General features: G+C 26.8%; 17 protein-coding genes and 1 tRNA gene. 5 read left to right on the top strand and 13 right to left on the bottom strand.

Annotated elements, in window-relative coordinates:
- Positions 1-669 precede the first annotated feature (669 nt).
- The gene (locus tag BVAF_RS02160) at positions 670-1,275 is read left to right on the top strand and encodes a thymidine kinase (RefSeq protein ID WP_013516749.1); all 606 of its coding nucleotides are present in this window, start codon (positions 670-672) and stop codon (positions 1,273-1,275) included.
- A gap of 277 nt (positions 1,276-1,552) precedes the next feature.
- On the opposite strand, the gene cls is transcribed toward BVAF_RS02160, so the two are convergent.
- Positions 1,553-3,037: a cardiolipin synthase gene (gene cls / locus BVAF_RS02155; protein ID WP_044026207.1), complete on the bottom strand. Its 1,485-nt coding sequence runs from the start codon at positions 3,035-3,037 to the stop codon at positions 1,553-1,555.
- Between the two features lie 277 nt (positions 3,038-3,314).
- On the opposite strand from cls, the gene BVAF_RS03160 reads away from it, so the two are divergent.
- Positions 3,315-4,025, top strand: coding sequence for a TonB family protein (locus tag BVAF_RS03160; protein ID WP_148259510.1), 711 nt, complete (start codon positions 3,315-3,317; stop codon positions 4,023-4,025).
- 722 nt (positions 4,026-4,747) lie between these two features.
- On the opposite strand, the gene trpA is transcribed toward BVAF_RS03160, so the two are convergent.
- The 7 genes from trpA to ribA all read right to left on the bottom strand — a co-directional run bounded on the left by trpA (position 4,748) and on the right by ribA (position 12,682).
- Positions 4,748-5,566, bottom strand: coding sequence for a tryptophan synthase subunit alpha (trpA, locus tag BVAF_RS02145; RefSeq protein WP_013516746.1), 819 nt, complete (start codon positions 5,564-5,566; stop codon positions 4,748-4,750).
- Positions 5,563-6,759 carry a tryptophan synthase subunit beta gene (gene trpB / locus BVAF_RS02140; protein ID WP_044026205.1) on the bottom strand — a complete coding sequence of 399 codons (1,197 nt, stop codon included), beginning with the start codon at positions 6,757-6,759 and terminating at the stop codon, positions 5,563-5,565. Before trpB ends, trpA begins: the two co-directional genes overlap by 4 nt.
- A gap of 36 nt (positions 6,760-6,795) precedes the next feature.
- The gene (gene trpCF, locus BVAF_RS02135) at positions 6,796-8,184 is read right to left on the bottom strand and encodes a bifunctional indole-3-glycerol-phosphate synthase TrpC/phosphoribosylanthranilate isomerase TrpF (RefSeq protein WP_013516744.1); all 1,389 of its coding nucleotides are present in this window, start codon (positions 8,182-8,184) and stop codon (positions 6,796-6,798) included.
- A gap of 26 nt (positions 8,185-8,210) precedes the next feature.
- On the bottom strand, positions 8,211-9,215 hold the full coding sequence (gene trpD / locus BVAF_RS02130) for an anthranilate phosphoribosyltransferase (RefSeq protein WP_013516743.1): 1,005 nt from the start codon (positions 9,213-9,215) through the stop codon (positions 8,211-8,213).
- A gap of 20 nt (positions 9,216-9,235) precedes the next feature.
- Positions 9,236-9,835, bottom strand: coding sequence for a glutamine amidotransferase-related protein (locus BVAF_RS02125; protein WP_013516742.1), 600 nt, complete (start codon positions 9,833-9,835; stop codon positions 9,236-9,238).
- On the bottom strand, positions 9,835-11,406 hold the full coding sequence (locus BVAF_RS02120) for an anthranilate synthase component 1 (RefSeq protein WP_013516741.1): 1,572 nt from the start codon (positions 11,404-11,406) through the stop codon (positions 9,835-9,837). The genes BVAF_RS02125 and BVAF_RS02120 overlap by 1 nt, the downstream gene beginning before the upstream one ends.
- A 673-nt stretch (positions 11,407-12,079) precedes the next feature.
- A complete protein-coding gene (gene ribA, locus BVAF_RS02115; RefSeq protein WP_013516740.1) occupies positions 12,080-12,682 on the bottom strand; it encodes a GTP cyclohydrolase II in 603 nt (200 codons plus the stop codon).
- Positions 12,683-13,634: 952 nt separating this feature from the next.
- On the opposite strand from ribA, the gene BVAF_RS02110 reads away from it, so the two are divergent.
- Both BVAF_RS02110 and BVAF_RS02105 read left to right on the top strand, forming a co-directional pair.
- A complete protein-coding gene (locus tag BVAF_RS02110; RefSeq protein ID WP_013516739.1) occupies positions 13,635-14,420 on the top strand; it encodes an enoyl-ACP reductase FabI in 786 nt (261 codons plus the stop codon).
- 113 nt (positions 14,421-14,533) lie between these two features.
- Positions 14,534-15,169 (top strand): MBL fold metallo-hydrolase, encoded by a 636-nt coding sequence (locus tag BVAF_RS02105; RefSeq protein ID WP_013516738.1) that lies wholly within the window; start codon positions 14,534-14,536, stop codon positions 15,167-15,169.
- 144 nt (positions 15,170-15,313) lie between these two features.
- Here the strand turns inward: BVAF_RS02105 and BVAF_RS02100 are convergent, their stop codons facing one another.
- From BVAF_RS02100 to BVAF_RS02080, 5 genes are all read right to left on the bottom strand, one after another.
- Entirely contained in the window at positions 15,314-16,528 is a 1,215-nt protein-coding gene (locus BVAF_RS02100) for an amino acid aminotransferase (RefSeq protein ID WP_013516737.1), read from the bottom strand.
- A gap of 117 nt (positions 16,529-16,645) precedes the next feature.
- The gene (gene asnS, locus BVAF_RS02095) at positions 16,646-18,052 is read right to left on the bottom strand and encodes an asparagine--tRNA ligase (RefSeq protein WP_013516736.1); all 1,407 of its coding nucleotides are present in this window, start codon (positions 18,050-18,052) and stop codon (positions 16,646-16,648) included.
- Positions 18,053-18,285: 233 nt separating this feature from the next.
- Positions 18,286-18,804: a bifunctional 3-hydroxydecanoyl-ACP dehydratase/trans-2-decenoyl-ACP isomerase gene (gene fabA / locus BVAF_RS02090; RefSeq protein ID WP_013516735.1), complete on the bottom strand. Its 519-nt coding sequence runs from the start codon at positions 18,802-18,804 to the stop codon at positions 18,286-18,288.
- Between the two features lie 336 nt (positions 18,805-19,140).
- Positions 19,141-19,458 carry a heat shock protein HspQ gene (gene hspQ, locus BVAF_RS02085; protein ID WP_013516734.1) on the bottom strand — a complete coding sequence of 106 codons (318 nt, stop codon included), beginning with the start codon at positions 19,456-19,458 and terminating at the stop codon, positions 19,141-19,143.
- Positions 19,459-19,648: 190 nt separating this feature from the next.
- Positions 19,649-19,978 (bottom strand): TusE/DsrC/DsvC family sulfur relay protein, encoded by a 330-nt coding sequence (locus BVAF_RS02080; RefSeq protein ID WP_013516733.1) that lies wholly within the window; start codon positions 19,976-19,978, stop codon positions 19,649-19,651.
- Positions 19,979-20,132: 154 nt separating this feature from the next.
- Here BVAF_RS02080 and BVAF_RS02075 point away from each other — a divergent pair.
- A tRNA-Ser gene (locus tag BVAF_RS02075) sits at positions 20,133-20,221 on the top strand.
- The last annotated feature ends 39 nt before the right edge of the window (positions 20,222-20,260 follow it).

Genomic DNA, 20,260 nt, shown 5'->3' with positions numbered 1-20,260 from the left:
AATTAAATGTTTTTATGCAATTTAGATTTAATTTTGCTTTTTTATTGTACTGTTGTATTAGTGTATATTTTTTAGCCAAATTGTATATTTATGTTGTGTTATGATGTGTGTATAGCGTTTATTTCTTCAATAATTTATTTAGGTTTATTTTATCAGTTATTAATTAATATTTAGATATTGTTGTATTGTTAATTTTATTTTTTGGTTTCCATTCAAATTTGATTATATTTTTATTATCAATCATTAGTACTAATTTTAATTTTTCCCATATCTTTTTTAGGATTTAGAATATATTATTTAGTTTGTGTTTTTAAAATATTTACGTTATTAAAAATTAATAAAATTTTGTTATTTAAATTATTGTTCAATATTGTTATCAGTCAATATTGATACAAATAATGTTAGGTATACAACAATTTTATTGTTAGTGAATTTTGTTATTTAAATATATTACATATGCATTAATAATACTTACTTATTTTATGTATTAATAAATGAAATGGTAGTTATATTTTTACTGAAATTTTATTATTCCGAAATAGGTTGTGTATTTTAGATGTTATGTATTTTTATACTAATTTATTAATTAATTATGTATTATTTTTTATATAAGAAAATTATATACGCTTGTGTAATAAAAATTAAAATTTTTAATTGGGGTAACGATATATGGCAAAATTATATTTTTATTATTCTGCGATGAATGCAGGTAAAACTACTGCGTTATTGCAATCTTCGTATAATTATCAAGAACGTGGAATGCATACTTTATTGTATACAGCTCAATCGGGATCTGAAAAAATTGCTTATAAAAGCATTCAGTCTCGAGTTGGCTTAACTGCTTATGCTAAAATTATTAGTGATAATACAAATTTATTTGAGCAAATATCAGCGATACTTCATAAAAAGATAATACATTGTGTTTTAGTTGATGAATGCCATTTTCTTAGTCGTAATCAAGTGCTTAATTTAACTGAAGTGGTAGATATTTTAAATATACCAGTGTTATGTTATGGGTTACGGACAGATTTTCGTTCTGAATTATTTTCTGGAAGTTTATGGTTATTAGCGTGGGCAGATAAATTAATTGAATTAAAAACTGTCTGTTATTGTGGGCGTCAAGCTAATAGAGTTTTAAGAGTAGATAACCAAGGAGTAGTAATCAAAGAGGGAAACCAAATAATGATTGGGAGTAATAAACATTATATTTCGGTATGTCGTAAACATTTTTCTGAAAAATTTCAGTCAACGTTACCTGTGCTGCAATTAAAATAAAAATTAAATAAATTGTAAATAAAAGCATTGAATTGTATTTGATAGTATAGTGTAAATTATATTTTTGCTTGATGTAGAATAGTTATAGTATAAAATTCTTGTTATATATTTTTTAAAATTATTTCGATAAAATGTATACAAGGATTTTTGCATATTATGACATATATATAAATGATATATATTTATCAATTAAATAATAAAGTTTTTATTAAAAATATTGGCGACGTATGAGTGAATGGTATTTCAATTATTAATTAAGTTTTTTGAATAGTTTAAATTATAGTAGTGGGCTTAATAGATAAAATAATCGTTCAACAATTTGTTTCCAATATGGCCGATTAGCCCATACTTTTGGGTCAATTAGTTTTGAATGAGCGATGTAATCTTGTTGTATTTTATTTAAATCATTACTGAAAGATTTACTGTCAATTAATAAGGTAATTTCAAAGTTTAACCATAAGCTGCGTATGTCTAGATTTACAGTTCCTATTAAACTAATTTTTTGATCAATTGATATACTTTTTACATGCAACAATCCTGTTTGAAATTGATGAATGAAAACTCCGGCATCTAATAATTCACTAAAAAAGGCCCGGCTGGCCCAGTTTACTAATATAGAGTCGTTATTTTGTGGAATAATAATATGGACCTTTACTCCTCTTTGAGCGGCCGAACAGAGAGCATATAATAAATCATCACTCGGTATTAAGTATGGCGTTGTGATAATTAATTGTTTTTGTGCTTTGTATAATAAAGTAATTAAAACTTGATGAATTATTCCTTCTGGAAATCCTGGGCCAGAAGGAATAATTTGAATAGTATGTTGGTTTTTTGTTGATTTAGGGATGAGGTTTTTTTTTGTTGTTAAGTAAGGTGTATTTAATAGAAGTGGCATGATATGCTCTCCTGTTTCCATTTCCCAGTCAAATGCAAAAATTATTCCCATCGCTGAAGTTACTGGTCCATCTATTCGGAGCATGATATCGATCCATTCTCCAATACCAATATGTTTTTTAAATAAATTAGGATCTACCATGTTCATGCTGCCTGTATAAGCAATATGACTATCTATTAATATCATTTTTCGATGTTGTCTTAAATCCATTCGACGTAAAAATATGTGTAATAAACTTATGTGTAATGCCTTTACGATATTTATTCCGGCTTGTTGTAATATTTTAGGATATGAGCTGTTGAAAAAGTTTATACATCCAACAGAATCTAAGATTAAACGACATTTTACCCCTCTTTGTGCAGCTATAATTAATTTTTTGGAAATATAATCTACTAGTCCACCGGGCTCCCAAATATAAAATATCATATCGATCCTGTGTTGAGCTAATTCAATATCTTGGATTAAAGATATTAAAGTATCGTCAATTTTGTTAAATAATTGTATTTGATTTCCTTGTAAAGCTCCTATACCTTGCCGATGTTTACATAATGTGAATACAGAAGAAGCAATATCGCTTTTTTGTTTAGGAAATATATTTTTATAATAATTTTTGAGTTTGTTTATGTGAAAAATACTAGACGACCATACTATTTTACTTTTAGTTAATCGTTTTTTACCAAGATTCGGTTCTCCGAATAATAAGTATGTGATAATCCCAATTAAAGGTAAGGTGTAGATCATTAATAACCAGGCCATAAAAGACGGGACAGTTCGACGTTTTAATAACACTCGAATAGTGACTAGGATAGTTAGCCCCCAATATCCGCATATTACGCTATAATTGAAAATATTATAAATAATTAAAATTACATATTTATTTGTTAATTCCATATAATAATTAATTTTTATTATTACTGAATTATATATTAGTGTAGTTTTATGTATGAATTTTTTTTATTTAGGCATATGTTTATTAAAATTATTAGTATTGTATTTCAAATCCTTAAGTAATTTTGATAAAATTCACCTAATTGTATTTGATATTATCAATATTTATATATTTTTATTAAAAATTAAAATACATATCATGAAATTAATTTTTTAATAATAAAATTTGTTTAACACGATAAGTAAGGTGATTTTCTTGAAATTAATTACTTCTGTATTTTTTTCTATTATATTATCGTGTAGTTTGCATGTGTTTTTTATAATAATCTTGTTTATGTTTCATAATATATATTATGAAACAGGAAAACATGTTACTTTTTGTAAAAAAAAATATCCTTATATGATAACAATATTATCATCTTCTAAAGATGTAAAGCCAAGCAAAATGTTACCGAACCATAGAAAATTATTGAAATCATCAAAACCCCTTCCTGTTTCTTCTCAACGTTTAGAATCTAAAGTATTATCTTTTTTAGAAAATCAAACACCAAACAATTCTGAGAATATTATGGTTAATATTAAAAATAATGTTTATTTAGATAGAAAAAATGATGTTGAGGCATGTGATAATAATTATGGCGTTAAAACCACCGATATTGACAATTCAACTAATAATATTATTGATAATAGAGTAATTTTATCTACATCATCTGATTTATTTCCTATCCTATATGTATATCCTGAGTATCCTCAGAATGCAAAATCATTAAAAATAGAAGGACATGTAACAGTTATGTATAATATTGATGCTAAAGGAAAAGTTAGAAAAATACGTATATTATCTGCTACTTCTCCTGGAGTGTTTGAAAAAAATATTAAATTTGCCATGGCTCGTTGGGTATACAAAATTCAAAAACCAAAAAAAGATTTAGTTCTTACTTTTAAATTTTTATTAAATTCAGCTTAATAATTAAAAGTTTAATAATATTGCAATTTTGAATATGTTTAAAAAATAATTAAATTATATTATTGGGGTGGTTATGTATTGAGAAATTAAATAATTTTAATTAATTATTTATGTTGTTATGTTATTGATTTTAAAGTTATGATTGTATTTTTTAAATGCAGTAGTTTATAATAAAATATTTATTGATATGATGTTTTATTTGTATCAATAAAATAATACAGAATTTATTATTAGAATTTGTGGATAGCACAACAAGTATTGCTAAAATTATTTTGTGGATGAGGAGTAGGAATATAATAATCATTATTTTGTGATGTAAATAAATTGATAAGATTTAGAGGAAACATTATAATGATATGTATAAACTATTACAATGCGATAATATCGCATATTAAATAATGTTTGGTTACAAACCTAAGGACGTAATTATAAAATATATTTATTATTTGTGATATGAATTTTGTTTGTTGTTAGCAACTATAAAAAGTAATTTCATGTATGAAATTGCGCTATATTATCAAATTATAATTTATATATATATTTTTTAATATAAACATTATGACATTATTGATTATCTATAAATGTAGCCGTTTTTTTTATTGAAATATATATTATAGATTTGGAGTATATATTGAAAAGCATGTTGAGAGACATCGTGGGGAAGAATCGATCGGTATTAACATATAATATGTGAGTTATGTATAATATAAAATTAAATGTCTTTATAGTTTCATAGATATTTTTATTAAATGAGTTAATTTTTTTAATTGTGTTAATAATATAATAGGATTAGAAGAGAGATTATCTTCAATGATATTAGCAATTGCAGATCCTATAATAACCCCAGAAGTTCCTGATAGTAAAGATTGGTGGGCTTGGTCTGGGGTATGTATCCCGAATCCTTGTAATATTGGTAGAACTCGTTTTTGTTGTTTTATATGTTGAATCAACATATTTAATACGGTGATATTAAATTCATCATTATTAATACCAGTTATGCCTGGCCGAGATAATAGATAAATATATCCTTGTCCTTGATTTGTGATTTGTTTAATTAAATTAAAATTGGCATTAGGAGGGCAAATAAAGATATGAGCTATTTTATAGTACATAGCAGTTTTATAAAATAGAGAACTTTCTTCTATAGGTAGGTCTGGGATTAATACAGAATCTATATTAAGTTTTGAGCAATTACAGTAAAAGTTCTTTATGCCATGTTTCATAATTAAATTGGCATAAATTAATAACCCAATGGGTAAATGAGGATATTTAGATCTAATATCATTGATTAATTTTAGACAAAGAAAAAAATTGATCCCAGATTTAAAAGCACGTTCCATGCTTTTTTGTATTGCAGGACCATCAGATAAAGGATCTGAAAATGGTATTCCTAATTCTAAAGCATCAGCTCCAGCTTCTATTAACGTATCTATAATATTTATAAAAGAATCGGGGTCAGGATCTCCAACAGTAATAAATGGGACAAAAGCCCCAAGTTTTTGCTGATGTAAATTAGTGAATAATTTTTGATAACGATTCATGTTAATTTCTCTTTGTTATGTATTTGATTGTTAACTGTTATAATGTCTTTGTCTCCCCGACCAGATAAATTCACTATTAAAATTTGTTTTTTATTTGGGTTCTGGTTAATTATTTTTAAAGCATATGCTAGTGCATGAGCTGATTCTAAAGCTGGAATTATGCCTTCATGAATAGACAATTGTTGGAATGCATATATTGCATCTTGATCTGATACAGATACATACTTTACTCTGTTAATTTTTTTTAAATAAGCGTGCTCTGGTCCAACGGAAGGAAAATCTAATCCTGCTGCAATAGAATAGGAGTTTTTTATTTGACCTTCTTCGGTTTGCAAAATAGGAGCTTTCATTCCAAAATAAATTCCTGTATCTCCGCATTGTAAAGCTGCTCCATGATATTCTGTATTTAACCCTAACCCCCCTGCTTCTACTCCTAATAGTTGAACGGATGGAATGTCAAGAAAACTGGAAAATATTCCAATAGCATTGGACCCTCCACCTATACAAGCAATAATAGAATCTGGTAGTCTTTTTTCAAAATTTTGTATTTGTTCGAATGTTTCTATACCAATGATGCGTTGAAATTCTTTTACAATTGTAGGGAATGGATGAGGGCCTGCAATCGTTCCTAACATATAATGAGTATATTGATAAGTTTTTGACCATTCTCGCATTGCTTCATTGCATGCATCTTTTAATGTAGCAGAACCATGATATACAGGAATAACTTGGCTTCCCATAAGTTTCATGCGTAACACATTAGATTTTTGTCGATTTATGTCTTTTTGACCCATGTAAATTCGGCATTTTAATTTTAAAAGAGCTGCAACAATGGAAACAGCAACCCCATGTTGACCTGCTCCAGTTTCAGCTATAATATCTGTTTTATGCATGCGTTTCGCTAATAATGCTTGTCCTAATACTTGATTTGTTTTATGAGATCCTCCATGAACTAAATCTTCACGTTTTAAATATAGCTTACTATGTGTTCCATGAGTCAAATTTCTACATAAAGTTAGAGGAGTAGGTCGGCCCGCGTAATTTTTTAATAATGCTTTGAGTTCTTTCTGAAAAACTGGATCATTTTGGGAGGATATAAATTCTTTTTCTAATTCTATTAGTGTTGGTATTAGTATTTGAGGGACATACATACCCCCAAATTCTCCGAAGTAGGAAGTTAATTTTTTTTGCATCATATTAATATTTAATACCTATTTTATAAAATTGATTTAATATATACGTAATATTTGAAATATTTTTAAAATTGATTGATGATTTTTAATGCCAGGTTGAATTTCTATTCCTGAATTAAAATCTAAACCCACGCAATCTATTTTTGCTGCTTTGGAGCAGTTATTTATTGTTAAACCTCCTGCTAAAATTGATTTGTTTAATGGTATGTTTGTAAATGATAATTTTCCCCAATTAAAGGTTTTTCCACTTCCTCCTTGTTTGTTATCTAATAAATATCGATCAATATGTAATAAGTTAGATGTATATGGTGTCTGATTATTCATATTAATACTTTTCCATATTTGACAGGTATGTGGTAATTGAGTGCGTAATTTATCAATATAATTTTGATTTTCTGTTCCGTGCAATTGAATAGCGGATAAATTTAATATCCTTACTATATTTACAATATTTAGAATAAGATCGTTTTGAAAAACCCCAACATAATTTAAATTTGGTATTGCAGATATGATCTTTTGAGCATTTTTTATATTTATAAAACGCGGGGAATAGTTAACAAAAATAAGTCCTCCATATATAGCTCCTGATTCATAAGAAACTTCTGCATCTTCAATTCGAGTAAGTCCACATATTTTATTTTCTCCTAATACTAATTTTTTAATTGCTGTATCTAAATAATTTGAAGATGACATTAAAGTTGTTCCGATTAAAAATCCATGAACGTAACGTTTTAGTTTCTTTATGTGATAGTGATTAGTGATCCCAGATTCACTAATTTTGATAATTGAATCAGGGATATTGGGGCTTAAATTAATAGTACGATTTAAATCAATAGATAAGTCATTTAAGTTTCGGTTATTTATTCCAATAATTTTTGCATTTAATTTTATAGCTCTTTGTAATTCATTGCTATTAGTTATTTCTGTAAGAATGCCCATATTTAATGAATGTGCAATATACGAAAGTTTACGATAAGTATTATCATCTATAACAGATAACATTAATAAAATTGCATCTGCTTGATGTAATCGAGCAAAATAAATTTGCCATTCTGAAATAAAGAAATCTTTGCATAATATAGGTTGTGTTGTCATATTACTTATTTGGACTAAATTATCAAAATTTCCATGAAAATATTTTTCATCAGTTACTACGGAAATAATTGAAGCATATTTTTTGTAAATATGAATAATTTTAACAAGATCGGGATTATTGCAAATAATATTTTTTGATGGTGAAGCTACTTTGTATTCTAATATGAAAATAGTGTGGTTGTTACGATGAGCTAATAATAAGGTGTTATAGAAACTACGTTTACTATTTTTTATGTTAGTCTTCAATTTATCAATAGATAAATAATATTTTTGATTTAAGATCCAGTTTTTTTTATATGATATAATTTGATTGAGAATTGTGTTTGGCATACAGTTATTATTATATATTAATTTGTTTATACAAGTGACGAAGAAAGAGCTAATAATTTTTTATAAGGTAACCCAGTATAAATTTTATTTAAAATTGTTGATGTGTTTGATCGTAAATTATTGTGCCCAAATAGCGTTAATAACAATGCTACATTTGCGGTTATTACTGCGGTATGTGATGGTTTTCCTTGCCCTTTTAATACATTTATTATACTTGAATATGATTGGTGTTGTGAACTAGACCATAATTCTTCTAAGGGATATTTTTTTAATCCAAAATCTGATGGGGTTAATGTATAGTGTTGGATTGTACCATTTCGTAATTCAAATACATTTGTCTGATTATGTAATCCTACTTCATCAATGCCGTCACAATGCACTACTATTGCTCGCTTATAATTTAATAACTTTAGCGTTTGAGTTATTGGTGATAATAGTTCTTTTTTATATACTCCAATCAAGGTCAATGGAGGTTTTGATGGATTAATTAATGGGCCTATTATATTAAATAAAGTAGGAGTTTTTAGTTGTTTTCTTATATAGGTTACATCTCGTAATATTGGATAATATTGAGAGGCACATAAAAAACATATTCCTAATTCGTTAAAATTTTTAAGTATTTGATGTGTATTCATGTTAATACATACGTTGTATTGTTGTAGTAAATTCATTGATCCACCTATGGAACTAGATGCATTATAATTACCGTGCTTAACAATCTTAACACCACAAGTTGAAGCGATTAGTGCGCTTGCTGTAGAAATATTAATAGTATTTTTACCATCTCCTCCAGTGCCTGTGATATCTGCGAATAATCCCCTAAGTTTTGGAAAATATTTAGCATGAATTAACAGTGCATCTGCTGCCCCTAAAATTTCTTCAATAGTTTCTCCTTTATTTTTTATGTTAATAAGAATTTCTGAGATCTCTTTTGAAGAGAATTTTTTGTTTATAATATTGAAAAATAATTTTTTGCATTGTGTTCGAGTTAAATTATTGCTTTGGCGTAATATGTTCAGAATGTGTTTCATAATATATTATATATGTATATTTATGCTCTTGTTCTAATTAAGGTGTTAGCCCATAGAATGGTTTGGTGTATTAATTTCGTTCCATATGCAGTTAATATAGATTCAGGATGAAACTGAAATCCGCAAATTCGATCAAGATCGTTGCGAATGGCCATAGCTATGTGATTTTTATAATAAGCATTAATTTTTAAATTACTAGGAATATTAATTCCTATTAATGAGTGATATCGAGCTACTAACAAAGGATTAGGAATATTAGAAAACATAGCCTGTTCATCATGATATATTAAAGAAGATCTCCCATGAAAAATTTCTGATGATTGTGATATACATCCTCCATAAGATTGAACTAATGCTTGATATCCTAAACATATTCCGATAATTGGGATGTGTCCTCGTAATTTTTTTATTAAACTCATCATACATCCAGAATTTTGTGGAGATCCAGGTCCAGGAGATAATACTAAAATGGGATTATCTATATTATTTATAACGTTTATTATTACAGAGTCTGATAGTCGATTAGAATATATTAAGACTTGATGTTTTTTACTGCGTAATTGATCTACTAAGTTATATGTGAATGAATCAATGTTATTGAGTAGTATTATATTCACCATTATGAAAATATTTCCTTGGAATTGTGTGCTATTGCAATTGCTTGTAATACAGCTTTCGCTTTATTTCGACTTTCATCTGCTTCAGATTGGGGTATAGAATCTAATACAATTCCTGCTCCAGCTTGTACAGTAGCTAAATTATTTACAACATATGCTGCTCTAATAATGATGCATGTATCTAAACTTCCTGAACCTACTAAATACCCTATAGCACCTCCATAAGCGTTTCGTCGTTTTTTTTCTACTTCATAAATGATTTGCATTGCTTTTATTTTTGGGGCACCTGTTAATGTCCCCATGTTCATACATGCTCTATAAGCATGCAGTATATCAAAGTTATAACTTAATTCACCTACTACTTTAGATACTAAGTGCATGACATAAGAGTAACGATCTACTTGTAATAGTTCAGATATATAGCGACTACCTGTCTTACATATTCTAGCTAAATCATTTCTTGCTAGGTCTACTAGCATTAAATGTTCTGATAATTCTTTTTGATTTAATCTCATTTCTAGTTCGATTCGATTATCTGAGTCTATATCTAATGATCCATCATCATGATATACACGAGCCCTAGTTCCAGCTATGGGATAAATTTCAATTTTTCTAGTATTTGCATCATATTTTAATGAACTTTCTGGAGATGCCCCAAATAAGGTGAATACCTTGTCTTGCATGAAAAACATATAAGGGCTGGGATTATTAATTTTCAAAGTATGATAGGCTGCTAATGGGGAGGGACACGGAAGGAAAAAACATCTGGAGGGAACAGCTTGCAAAATTTCTCCTTGTCGTATAAAATTTTGTATTCTATGTATGTTTTTTTTATAGGAGGTATCGTTTTGATTACAACTTAATGTCATGTTTTGTACAGTTATGTAAGGAATAGTAGTACATAACGTACGGTTTATTTGTTTTTTGAGTTCATTCATTCTATTTTTTAGTCTGTTTTTTTCTAAAGTATCTGAATGAAATAATGTCCCGTTTAATTCCGCAGTATGTTTTTGATGATCAAAAATTAATAGAATTTCAGATAAATAAAAACAATAATCTGGACATTGAGGATAATCAGTAAGTTTTGGGATAGGTTCAAAACAAGTTATTAAATCATAAGCAAATAAACCACCTAAAAATACAGATTTTGGATTATCTTGAGGTGGTTTCATGATTTTTAATAGCGATCGTAGTCCGTCGAAAATAGAAATTGATTTAAGTTGACTATCTTCGTCTAAAGTATTTTGTGTAATAGGAAATTTTAATTTTATTGCAGTGCTATGTGTTTTAATGACTTTTACAGTATTAGGTAGAGCTTGTTCTAATACCGATAATAAGTTAGCTCCATTTTTAGTAAGAGCTTGTATTATAACGTTTGTATTATAAGCAGAAATTCTTAGGGCGCTATCAATAATCATCATACTTTCGATATTGCGTTGTTTTTGAATTTCTGATGATTCTAATAGTAATGTAGAATGCCGGTTTTTACATAATTGATTAAAAACTATCGTAGGATTTGAATGATAATGAACTTGAATTTTAAAACTTTCTATGCGTTGTTTTGTATATCCCATTATTTATATTTCCTTAAATATTTTAATTAAAAAAGTATCTATAATTTAATTATAATATTTATGTATTTAGTAGTACATCAAAATAATATCAATGCCAAATAATAAGACAAAAGTTTATTGCGATCATGGAGGTACTAATACAAGGTTTTTTATAAAAAGTCAAATCTTCGATAATATTATAAATTAAAGAAAATATATTAATTGTATTTAGATTTCATGAATTTCTATATAAGTATACTGTTATCAATAATGTTTGATATTTTTATTAATGTTTGTCTGTAGTTGTTAGTTTTTTGTTTTATAAAGATTAGTAAGTATTGTTTTGAAAAAGTATAAATAAGTTTATTAACAAAAATATTTTACGTATTAATTACTATTGCGACAGTGATGTTTGTATAAGTATGTTTATGAACTGCAATTTTTTATTTTTTGAGTATATGATATAATTACGATAATATTTAGTTTTATTAATATGAATAATATGAAAAGATTATCATATTTTCACGATACAAAATGGGGCTAAAATTAATAATAAATATTATACAACTTGTTGTAGATTTTTTTATTTAAGAATATAGGTGTAGTGGGTAGCGATAGTTTTTATTATTAAAATGAATTGTTAATGTAGCGTGTGATATTTATCATACGGGGTTAATTATATAATGTTTACTATTTATTGTTTATGGCGAAGATTAAATAGATGTCCTAGCTTAGATTCTTTTGTATTTAAATACTTAGCGTTTTTTGAGTTTCTTCCAACTATTAGAGGAACTCTTTCAACGATATTGATATTAGAATTGTCTAAGACTTTGATTTTTTGTGGGTTGTTAGTTAATAAACGTATCGTATGTATATTTAATAATTTTAGTATGTCCGCACATATGGTGAAATCTCTTTCATCTGCATGAAAACCAAGACATTGATTTGCTTCTACAGTGTCAGCTCCATTATCTTGTAAAGAATAAGCCTGAATTTTGTTTAATAAACCAATATTACGTCCTTCTTGACGATGATAAATGAGAATACCTTGGCCTTCTGTCGTGATATAATTCAATGCAGTGTTTAATTGAAAGCCGCAATCGCATCTAGAACTAAACAAGGCATCTCCTGTTAGACATTCAGAGTGTATTCGTGTCAAAACTGGTTCTGATCCTAATATACTACCATATATTAAAGCTACATGATTTTGTCTAGTAAGCTTTTCTTCGAATCCAACGATTAAAAAATTTCCCCATAATGTTGGTAATTTTGCTTTTCCTACTTGTTTAAGTCGCATTATTATAATTCCTTAAAAATTTTTATAATTATTATTATTAAAATATTAGTACCAGATATCACTATTTTAATAATATTAAAGATTTAATTATAAATTCCTGTATAATAGTTGAATAATTACATATATTGTTAATAATAGTAATTATTTTGTTACTATACAATTTTTTTTATTAGTATTATTATATATTTTAGGTATAAATTTTTATTTATGATATTTGATTGTTTAATTTAATTTAATATTCAGTTGATTTAATTGTTTTTATTTATCTTGTGTTTTAGATACAATCTTTGTACTTTTAAAGTGTTGTTTTAAATTTGATAACAGAACGATAAAAATTAATATATTATTAATCAGAAATAATAACATGATTGATTTAATTTTTATTCGTTATAGACGTTTTGTTGATTATTTTATTTTTTCATGGGTATAATAGGTATGTTCGTTTAGATGTGTTATAAAATTATTTCTGAGTAAATTTGGAAGATATATTAATTATGTTTATATACTTTAATGTGTGCTTTAAATTTTTGAAGAATTACTATTTTGAGTATAGGGGGTAATTTTGAAACTTATTTAGTTAAATTCTTGTTTGGAGTTTTGAATGCAATGATATTTAGTTGTGTTAATATTATTGTTGTGTAGAATGTAGTGCAAGAATTAAATAATTGATTGTTTTATGTTATTATTCACCAATACAGTATTAATTAACTAGTGAATTATGGAAAATTTTTTAGAAATATTTAATATGATAAATGTATATTGAGAATTTTTATGAATTGCTCGGGATGTGAGTTATAGTTAATGTTTTAAATTTTTGACTATATGCAGTCAACTGCCATTTTTCATTTTGGTTGTTAAGTTTTAGTTTAATGATCTTTTTAGTTGATTAATGTTAGAGTGATTGTATTAATTAAATTATGTAATTAAAAATAACAGATAGGTTATAAAATAGATGGCGTTACTTAATAATAAACGTATTTTAATAACTGGAGTAGCTAATAGTAAATCAATAGCTTGTGGAATAGCAAAAGCTTTACATAGAGAAGGAGCGGAATTAGCATTTACTTATCATACTGATAAGTTAAGATCAAGAGTGTATGAAATTGCTAAACTTTATTCGTTTAATGAAATTATATTGCCTTGTGATGTTTCTTCTGATTCATCCATTGAAAAATTGTTCGTTGAATTAAAGAAAAGCTGGAGTCAATTTGATGGGTTTGTACATTCTATTGCTTTTGCTCCTACTGAACAATTACGAGGTGATTATGTTAATAGTGTTACTCGTTTAGGTTTTGAAGTATCACATATGATTAGTTCCTATAGTTTTGTTGGAATGGCAAAGGTATGTCGAAGTATGTTAAGGAAAAATTCATCTTTGTTAAGTTTAACTTATTTAGGGTCGAATAGAGTTGTTCCTAATTATAATGTGATGGGTTTAGCAAAGGCATCTTTAGAATCGAATGTGAAATATATGGCGAATGCAATGGGGGCAGATAGTATTCGTGTTAATGCTATTTCTTCTGGTCCTTTAAAAACATTAGCATCTTCTGGTATTTTGAATTTTAAGAAAATGTTATCATTTTATGCAAAACACTCTCCTATTCGACGTAATGTTACAATTGAAGAAGTAGGGAATGTCGCTGCTTTTTTATGTTCTAATTTATCTTCTGGAATAACTGGAGAAATAATCTATGTTGATGGAGGTTTTAACACTATTTCAGGTACGGAGGATATGTAGTAATATATATTTTTTTAGTATATTTTTAATGTGTGAGTATTTATTCATTGTAGTAATATAGTTTAAGTTATTTAATAAATCTATTTTTGTTTTTTTATTTTATAGAGGGTTAAATGAAATATCATGTTATACCAGTTACTTCTTTTAATCAAAATTGTTCAATAGTGTGGTGTGAGCAAACTCATGATGCAATTGTAGTGGATCCTGGTGGGGAAAAAGAAAAGTTATTTAGAGTAATAGATAATTTAAATGTTAGGATTAATAAGATTGTATTAACTCATGGTCATATTGACCATGTTGGTCATGCTGTAGATTTAAAAAAATATTATAATGTTCCAATTTGGGGTCCTCATAAGGATGATGAATTTTTAATGAATGATTTGACATTGCAATGTCAAATATTAAAAATTAAAGAGTATTGTAACTGCGCAGTGTCCCCTGACTTTTGGTTAAAAGATGGGGATATTATAGAGGTAGGTTATGAAGTTTTTAAAGTATTACATTGCCCAGGGCATTCTCCTGGGCATGTGGTTTTTTGGAACGAATCGTGTAAATTTATCATTATGGGAGATGTGTTATTCAAAAAAAATGTTGGAAGATCAGATTTACCAGGGGGAAGTTATGTGACTTTAATAAATTCAATTAAAAATAAATTACTTGTTTTAGAGGATGATATTAATTTTTTACCGGGTCATGGACCTATTTCTAGTATTGGATATGAGAGAAAAAATAATACATTTTTAATATGAAAGGTAGATAAGAAGATTATCTAGTTGATCCATATTTAAAGTTAGACGGTAATTTTTTATATTTCAACCTTATCTCTTCATTATGAGATAAGGTTGAAATATAAAAAATTACGAAAGAGTATTGTGTGGTTGTATTAAATTTTATTAAAATAAATCACGTATGGATTCGCATACGTATTGAATATTTTGTTTAGATAACCCCGCTAAATTAATCCTTCCAGAATCTACTAAATAAATTCCTGAGTTTTTTCTTAATTTAGTTACTTGATTTGAATTAAGATCCATGTAAGCAAACATTCCTTTTTGGTTTGTAATAAAGTCAAAATTTGGTTTGTTGTGTTGATTATTGTGATTTAAATTTTGTATAAGTAAAAATCGCATATTTTTAATATGTTCTCTCATACATTTTAATTCATTTTCCCAAATAGAATATAGTATAGGATTTGTTAATATAGTAGATACTATAGATGCTCCGTGAGCTGGAGGATTAGAATAGTTAGCTCTAATAGTAGATTTTAATTGACTTAATGCACGCTCAGCATGATCGTTATTTTGTGCTATTATGGTGCATGCTCCTACACGTTCATTATATAATCCAAAATTTTTAGAATACGAATTGCATACTATTAGTTCCGAATTGTGTTTACAAAAAATATGCAATCCTTGTAAATCGTTTTTTAAATCAGTATCAAAACCTTGATAAGCTAAATCAAATAATGGAATCCATCCATTTTTTTCAGAATTTTCAGATAAAATTTTCCATTGTTCAATTGTTGGATCGATACCGGTTGGATTATGGCAGCAACAATGTAATAGAACTATATCTGTAGCTTTTACTGAACAGTTTAATGTATCAAGGAATTTTTCGAAATCAAGTGCATGTTTGTATTGATTATAATATGGATAAGTATGGAGTTCTAATCCTGATGCGATAAAAATATTTTTATGATTAACCCAAGTAGGATCACTAATCCATATTCGTTGTTTTCTTCCAAAATAGATATTAAAATGTTTAGCGATACATTCTGAAATTATTCTTAGTGCTCCAGTTCCTCCTGGAGCTTGAACGGTTCTTATTCGTTCTTTTGATATAATAGATTCGTCTTGTCCAAATAATAATGACTGGGTTGCATTATTAAATGCATGTATCCCTTCAATATTTAGATAATTTTTATTCATTTCTTTTTTTAGTAAGAAATCTTCAGCATGTTTAACACTTTCTAGAATTGGAGCCTCATTGTGTTCATTTATATATACTCCAATGCCCAGGTTAATTTTTTTTTTTCTAATATCATTTCTAAAAATTGTAGATAAACCAAGAATAGGATCAGAAGGAGCCATTAACATCGATTCAAACATGATAATTATATCCATTAGCAATGTGTATATAGTATTTTCTACTTATATCAAAAATGGTTGTAAATGCCAACTATTAATTATTAATATTTTGTATTAACAATTTTCATTATATATAATTTAAAAATTAATGTTTTTAAATACTCTAGGAAAAGGAATTGCATCTTTTATGTTTGTTATTCCTGTAATGTATATTAACAGTCTTTCAAAACCTAATCCAAAACCTGAATGAGGCACTGTACCGTATCGTCTTAAATCTTGATACCACCAATAATATTTGTTAGAAAGATTATTTTCTAATAATCGTTCCTTCAATATGTTTAATCTTTCTTCTCTTTGTGAGCCTCCGATGATTTCTCCAATGCCAGGAACTAAAATATCCATTGATGCAACAGTTTTATTATCATCATTTAAACGCATATAAAAAGCTTTTATGTTTTTTGGATAATTCATAATAATCACAGGAGATTTAAAATATTCTTCTGATAAATATTTTTCATGTTCAGAAAATAAATCACCTCCCCAAAATACCGTATTTTTAAAATTTTTATTACATGAAATTAATAAATTTATTGCATCGGTATATTCTATATAAGCAATTTTATTATTTAAAAAATTTTCTAATCGTTTAAATAAATTACATTGTGAATGATTTGAACAATATGTTATATCAGGAGTACATTGTTCTAAGACAATTTGAATCATATTTGTTAAAAATGCTTTTGCTAATTCAATAATATCATTCAGCTTTGAAAAAGCTATTTCTACTTCTAACATCCAAAATTCTGATAAATGTCGATTAGTATCAGAATGTTCTGCTCTAAATGTGGGGCCAAAGGTATAAACTTTAGATAGCGCGCATGCATAAGTTTCGAGATTTAATTGACCAGATACTGTTAAAAATGCTTTTTTTCCAAAAAAAAATTGTTCACCATTTACTTGGTTAGTAGAAATATTATTAGAGATATTTTTATTATTGAAATTTTCAGAAAGATAAAACATTTTACTATTTCCTTCTGTATCCGCCGCAGTGATTATTGGGGTAGGTATCCATAATAATCCTTTTTTGTGCATAAAATTGTGCATAGATTGAAATAAAATATGTCTAATACGAGAAATGGCTCCAAAAATATGAGTTCTTGATCTTAAATGAGCAACATTTCTTAAATATTCCAGAGAATGTTTTTTTGGTGTGATTGGATAAGTATTAGGTTGATCTATCCATCCTAATATTGTAACATTTGTAGCAACGAGCTCTATATCTTGTTTGTTACCAATAGATTTTACTATTTTTCCGCAGATTGTTACAGAACAACCGCTAGTTAAATGTAAAATTTCACTTTTGTAGTTATGTAAATTTTCTCCTATTACTATTTGTAAAGTCTTTAAACAAGATCCATCATATAGATCAAGGAAAGAAATTTTAGCTTTAGAATGTCGTAAGGTTCGAATCCAACCATGTACAGTAATTTTAGTATTTTCTGGAATAAATTTTTGTAATATATTTGATATAGATGTGGTTTGCATTATAAAATTCCTATATATATTAAAGTAATATATACATATATATTACATTTGATTTTTTATATATCTTTGTACTGTGTATTTAAAAATTCATTGTGATATGATGCAAAAATATAACTATATCAGATAAAATTGATATAATTGTATTAATTTAGGTTATTAATTTTTATTATAAAAATTATATATAGATTATTTAATTATTGTGTATATGTATTTAATACGTAATATTATACGTGTTAAAAATTTGTAACGTTTTTAAATAATCCAACTTTTAAATCAGTTGCAGTATAAATTATTTTTTTATCGCATAAAACTTCTCCGTCAGCCATTCCCATAATTAATGTTCTGTTGATAATTTTGCGAAAATGAATAAAATAAGTAACTTTTTTAGATGTAGGAAGAATTTGACCAGTAAATTTTACTTCTTTTACCCCTAAAGCTCGTCCTCTACCTTCTCCTCCAATCCAACCTAAATAAAAACCTACCAATTGCCACATTGCATCTAATCCTAAACATCCTGGCATAACAGGATCATTGATGAAATGACAATTAAAAAACCACATATCTGCTCGGATGTCCAATTCTGCTGATACAAAACCTTTATTATAATTACCTCCGTTCATAGTCATTTTTGTTATGCGATCTAACATTAACATATTAGGAGCGGGAAGCACTGGTCCTTTGTTACCAAATAATTTTCCCTTGCTTGAGTTTAATAAATCTTCTTTAGTGTAAGATTCTCGTTTATTTTGCATATAAACATTTGTCCTATTGGATATTTTTTGTTAAATCATATTTATATTATTCAGTTGTTATTATTTTATAAAAGATAGCTATATAGTATCTGTACGTTATGAATAAAGAAAAATTTTGTTTCGAAAATTATATATATTCTTATATGATAAAAAACACTGTTATTTAAAAGAAATAGTGTATAAGAAGTAATATTAATTGATTCAATTTTTTAATTAAATATGTTTTTATTATTTAATATGATAAAAATAATTAGAATAAACTAATTATATTGTAAAAAATAATTTGGATAATGTATTGTATAAAATTTATTAATAATCTGTAATATTATTAATACACTAGTTTCTTAATCGGGGAGATTTTAATTGCAATTTAATAGATGCAGATAAATCATCTAAAGTAGATTGATCTAGATGCCCAGGAGTATCTACGTATCCTAATTGAACTTCTGCTAAATAAGTATGAATAGGTTTACCGTCTTCATCTTCCATAACTACATGGTACCAAGGAAATTGTCGTAAGGAATCATCGCCAGTAATTTCAGATAAAGTTGGTTTTTCTAATGAATATTCTGGATCGACATCTATTACTACTCCCAAATATCCTAATAATCTATGTCGTACCTGTTGTCCTATTCCAAACTTACTAGATATCATAAATATACCCCTCTTTGAGGTTATCATTGTCTAATTATTATAAATATGGGATAGTTATCATAAAATCAAGAGTTAGTGTATGGATTAAGTTATGTATAAGATTTCGATTGTTAAGTATTAGTTAAAATTGTTAAAAATTTTGAGGTTTATATATAAGTATAAACGTAGAAATAAAATTTTTTCTATTTTATTATAAACACTTTTTTGGTTTTGGAAGACCAGCTATTTTTGAAATCTGCTGAGTAACTGATTTTTTAGGAAAAAGTTTAATTAGATATCTACTGTTTCCTTTTATTTGTCCGTGTTTTAGTGTGATAATGCTAATTAATGTTTGAATTTTTGGTAGCATTTTATATTCTTTATAAAACATACGCACAAAATAAATAAGATCCCAATGTATTTTATTAAGTTTAATGCCTTCTGAGTTAGCTAATTTTATGGCTATTTTTGAGTTCCAGTCTTCAAAGTTTATTAAATATCCTTCTAGATCAGTATTGATATTAAATTGGTCTTGTTTCATGGTTTCATTATTATAATTTGTATATATTTGAAAAATAATTTTTAATTATATGTTATTGTATCATATTATATGATATATATTTTATGCATTTATTTCCTAATTGATTTAGGAGTGTTTTATTAAATAAACATTCATATATACAAGGCTGATTTTTGGAGGAGTGGCCGAGTGGATGAAGGCGTCGGTCTTGAAAATCGGTAATGTATTTTTTTACATTCTAGAGTTCGAATCTCTACTCCTCCAAAAATCAGCCTTGTATATATGAATGTTAACAAATAATTA

This window comes from Candidatus Blochmanniella vafra str. BVAF, assembly GCF_000185985.2.
In the GTDB taxonomy this organism is placed as follows: Bacteria; Pseudomonadota; Gammaproteobacteria; order Enterobacterales; family Enterobacteriaceae; genus Blochmanniella; species Blochmanniella vafra.
The sequence above is the reverse complement of the archived record's forward strand: the minus strand, read 5'-3'. Positions and strand labels throughout refer to the sequence as shown.

Excerpts from the sequence above, each read along its gene's own strand:
- BVAF_RS02160 (WP_013516749.1), top strand. The coding sequence starts at position 670 with ATGGCAAAATTATATTTTTATTATTCTGCGATGAATGCAGGTAAAACT.
- trpA (WP_013516746.1), bottom strand. The coding sequence starts at position 5,566 with ATGAATCGTTATCAAAAATTATTCACTAATTTACATCAGCAAAAACTT.
- trpB (WP_044026205.1), bottom strand. The coding sequence starts at position 6,759 with ATGCAAAAAAAATTAACTTCCTACTTCGGAGAATTTGGGGGTATGTAT.
- trpCF (WP_013516744.1), bottom strand. The coding sequence starts at position 8,184 with ATGCCAAACACAATTCTCAATCAAATTATATCATATAAAAAAAACTGG.
- trpD (WP_013516743.1), bottom strand. The coding sequence starts at position 9,215 with ATGAAACACATTCTGAACATATTACGCCAAAGCAATAATTTAACTCGA.
- BVAF_RS02125 (WP_013516742.1), bottom strand. The coding sequence starts at position 9,835 with ATGGTGAATATAATACTACTCAATAACATTGATTCATTCACATATAAC.
- BVAF_RS02120 (WP_013516741.1), bottom strand. The coding sequence starts at position 11,406 with ATGGGATATACAAAACAACGCATAGAAAGTTTTAAAATTCAAGTTCAT.
- ribA (WP_013516740.1), bottom strand. The coding sequence starts at position 12,682 with ATGCGACTTAAACAAGTAGGAAAAGCAAAATTACCAACATTATGGGGA.
- BVAF_RS02110 (WP_013516739.1), top strand. The coding sequence starts at position 13,635 with ATGGCGTTACTTAATAATAAACGTATTTTAATAACTGGAGTAGCTAAT.
- BVAF_RS02105 (WP_013516738.1), top strand. The coding sequence starts at position 14,534 with ATGAAATATCATGTTATACCAGTTACTTCTTTTAATCAAAATTGTTCA.
- BVAF_RS02100 (WP_013516737.1), bottom strand. The coding sequence starts at position 16,528 with ATGTTTGAATCGATGTTAATGGCTCCTTCTGATCCTATTCTTGGTTTA.
- asnS (WP_013516736.1), bottom strand. The coding sequence starts at position 18,052 with ATGCAAACCACATCTATATCAAATATATTACAAAAATTTATTCCAGAA.
- fabA (WP_013516735.1), bottom strand. The coding sequence starts at position 18,804 with ATGCAAAATAAACGAGAATCTTACACTAAAGAAGATTTATTAAACTCA.
- hspQ (WP_013516734.1), bottom strand. The coding sequence starts at position 19,458 with ATGATATCTAGTAAGTTTGGAATAGGACAACAGGTACGACATAGATTA.
- BVAF_RS02080 (WP_013516733.1), bottom strand. The coding sequence starts at position 19,978 with ATGAAACAAGACCAATTTAATATCAATACTGATCTAGAAGGATATTTA.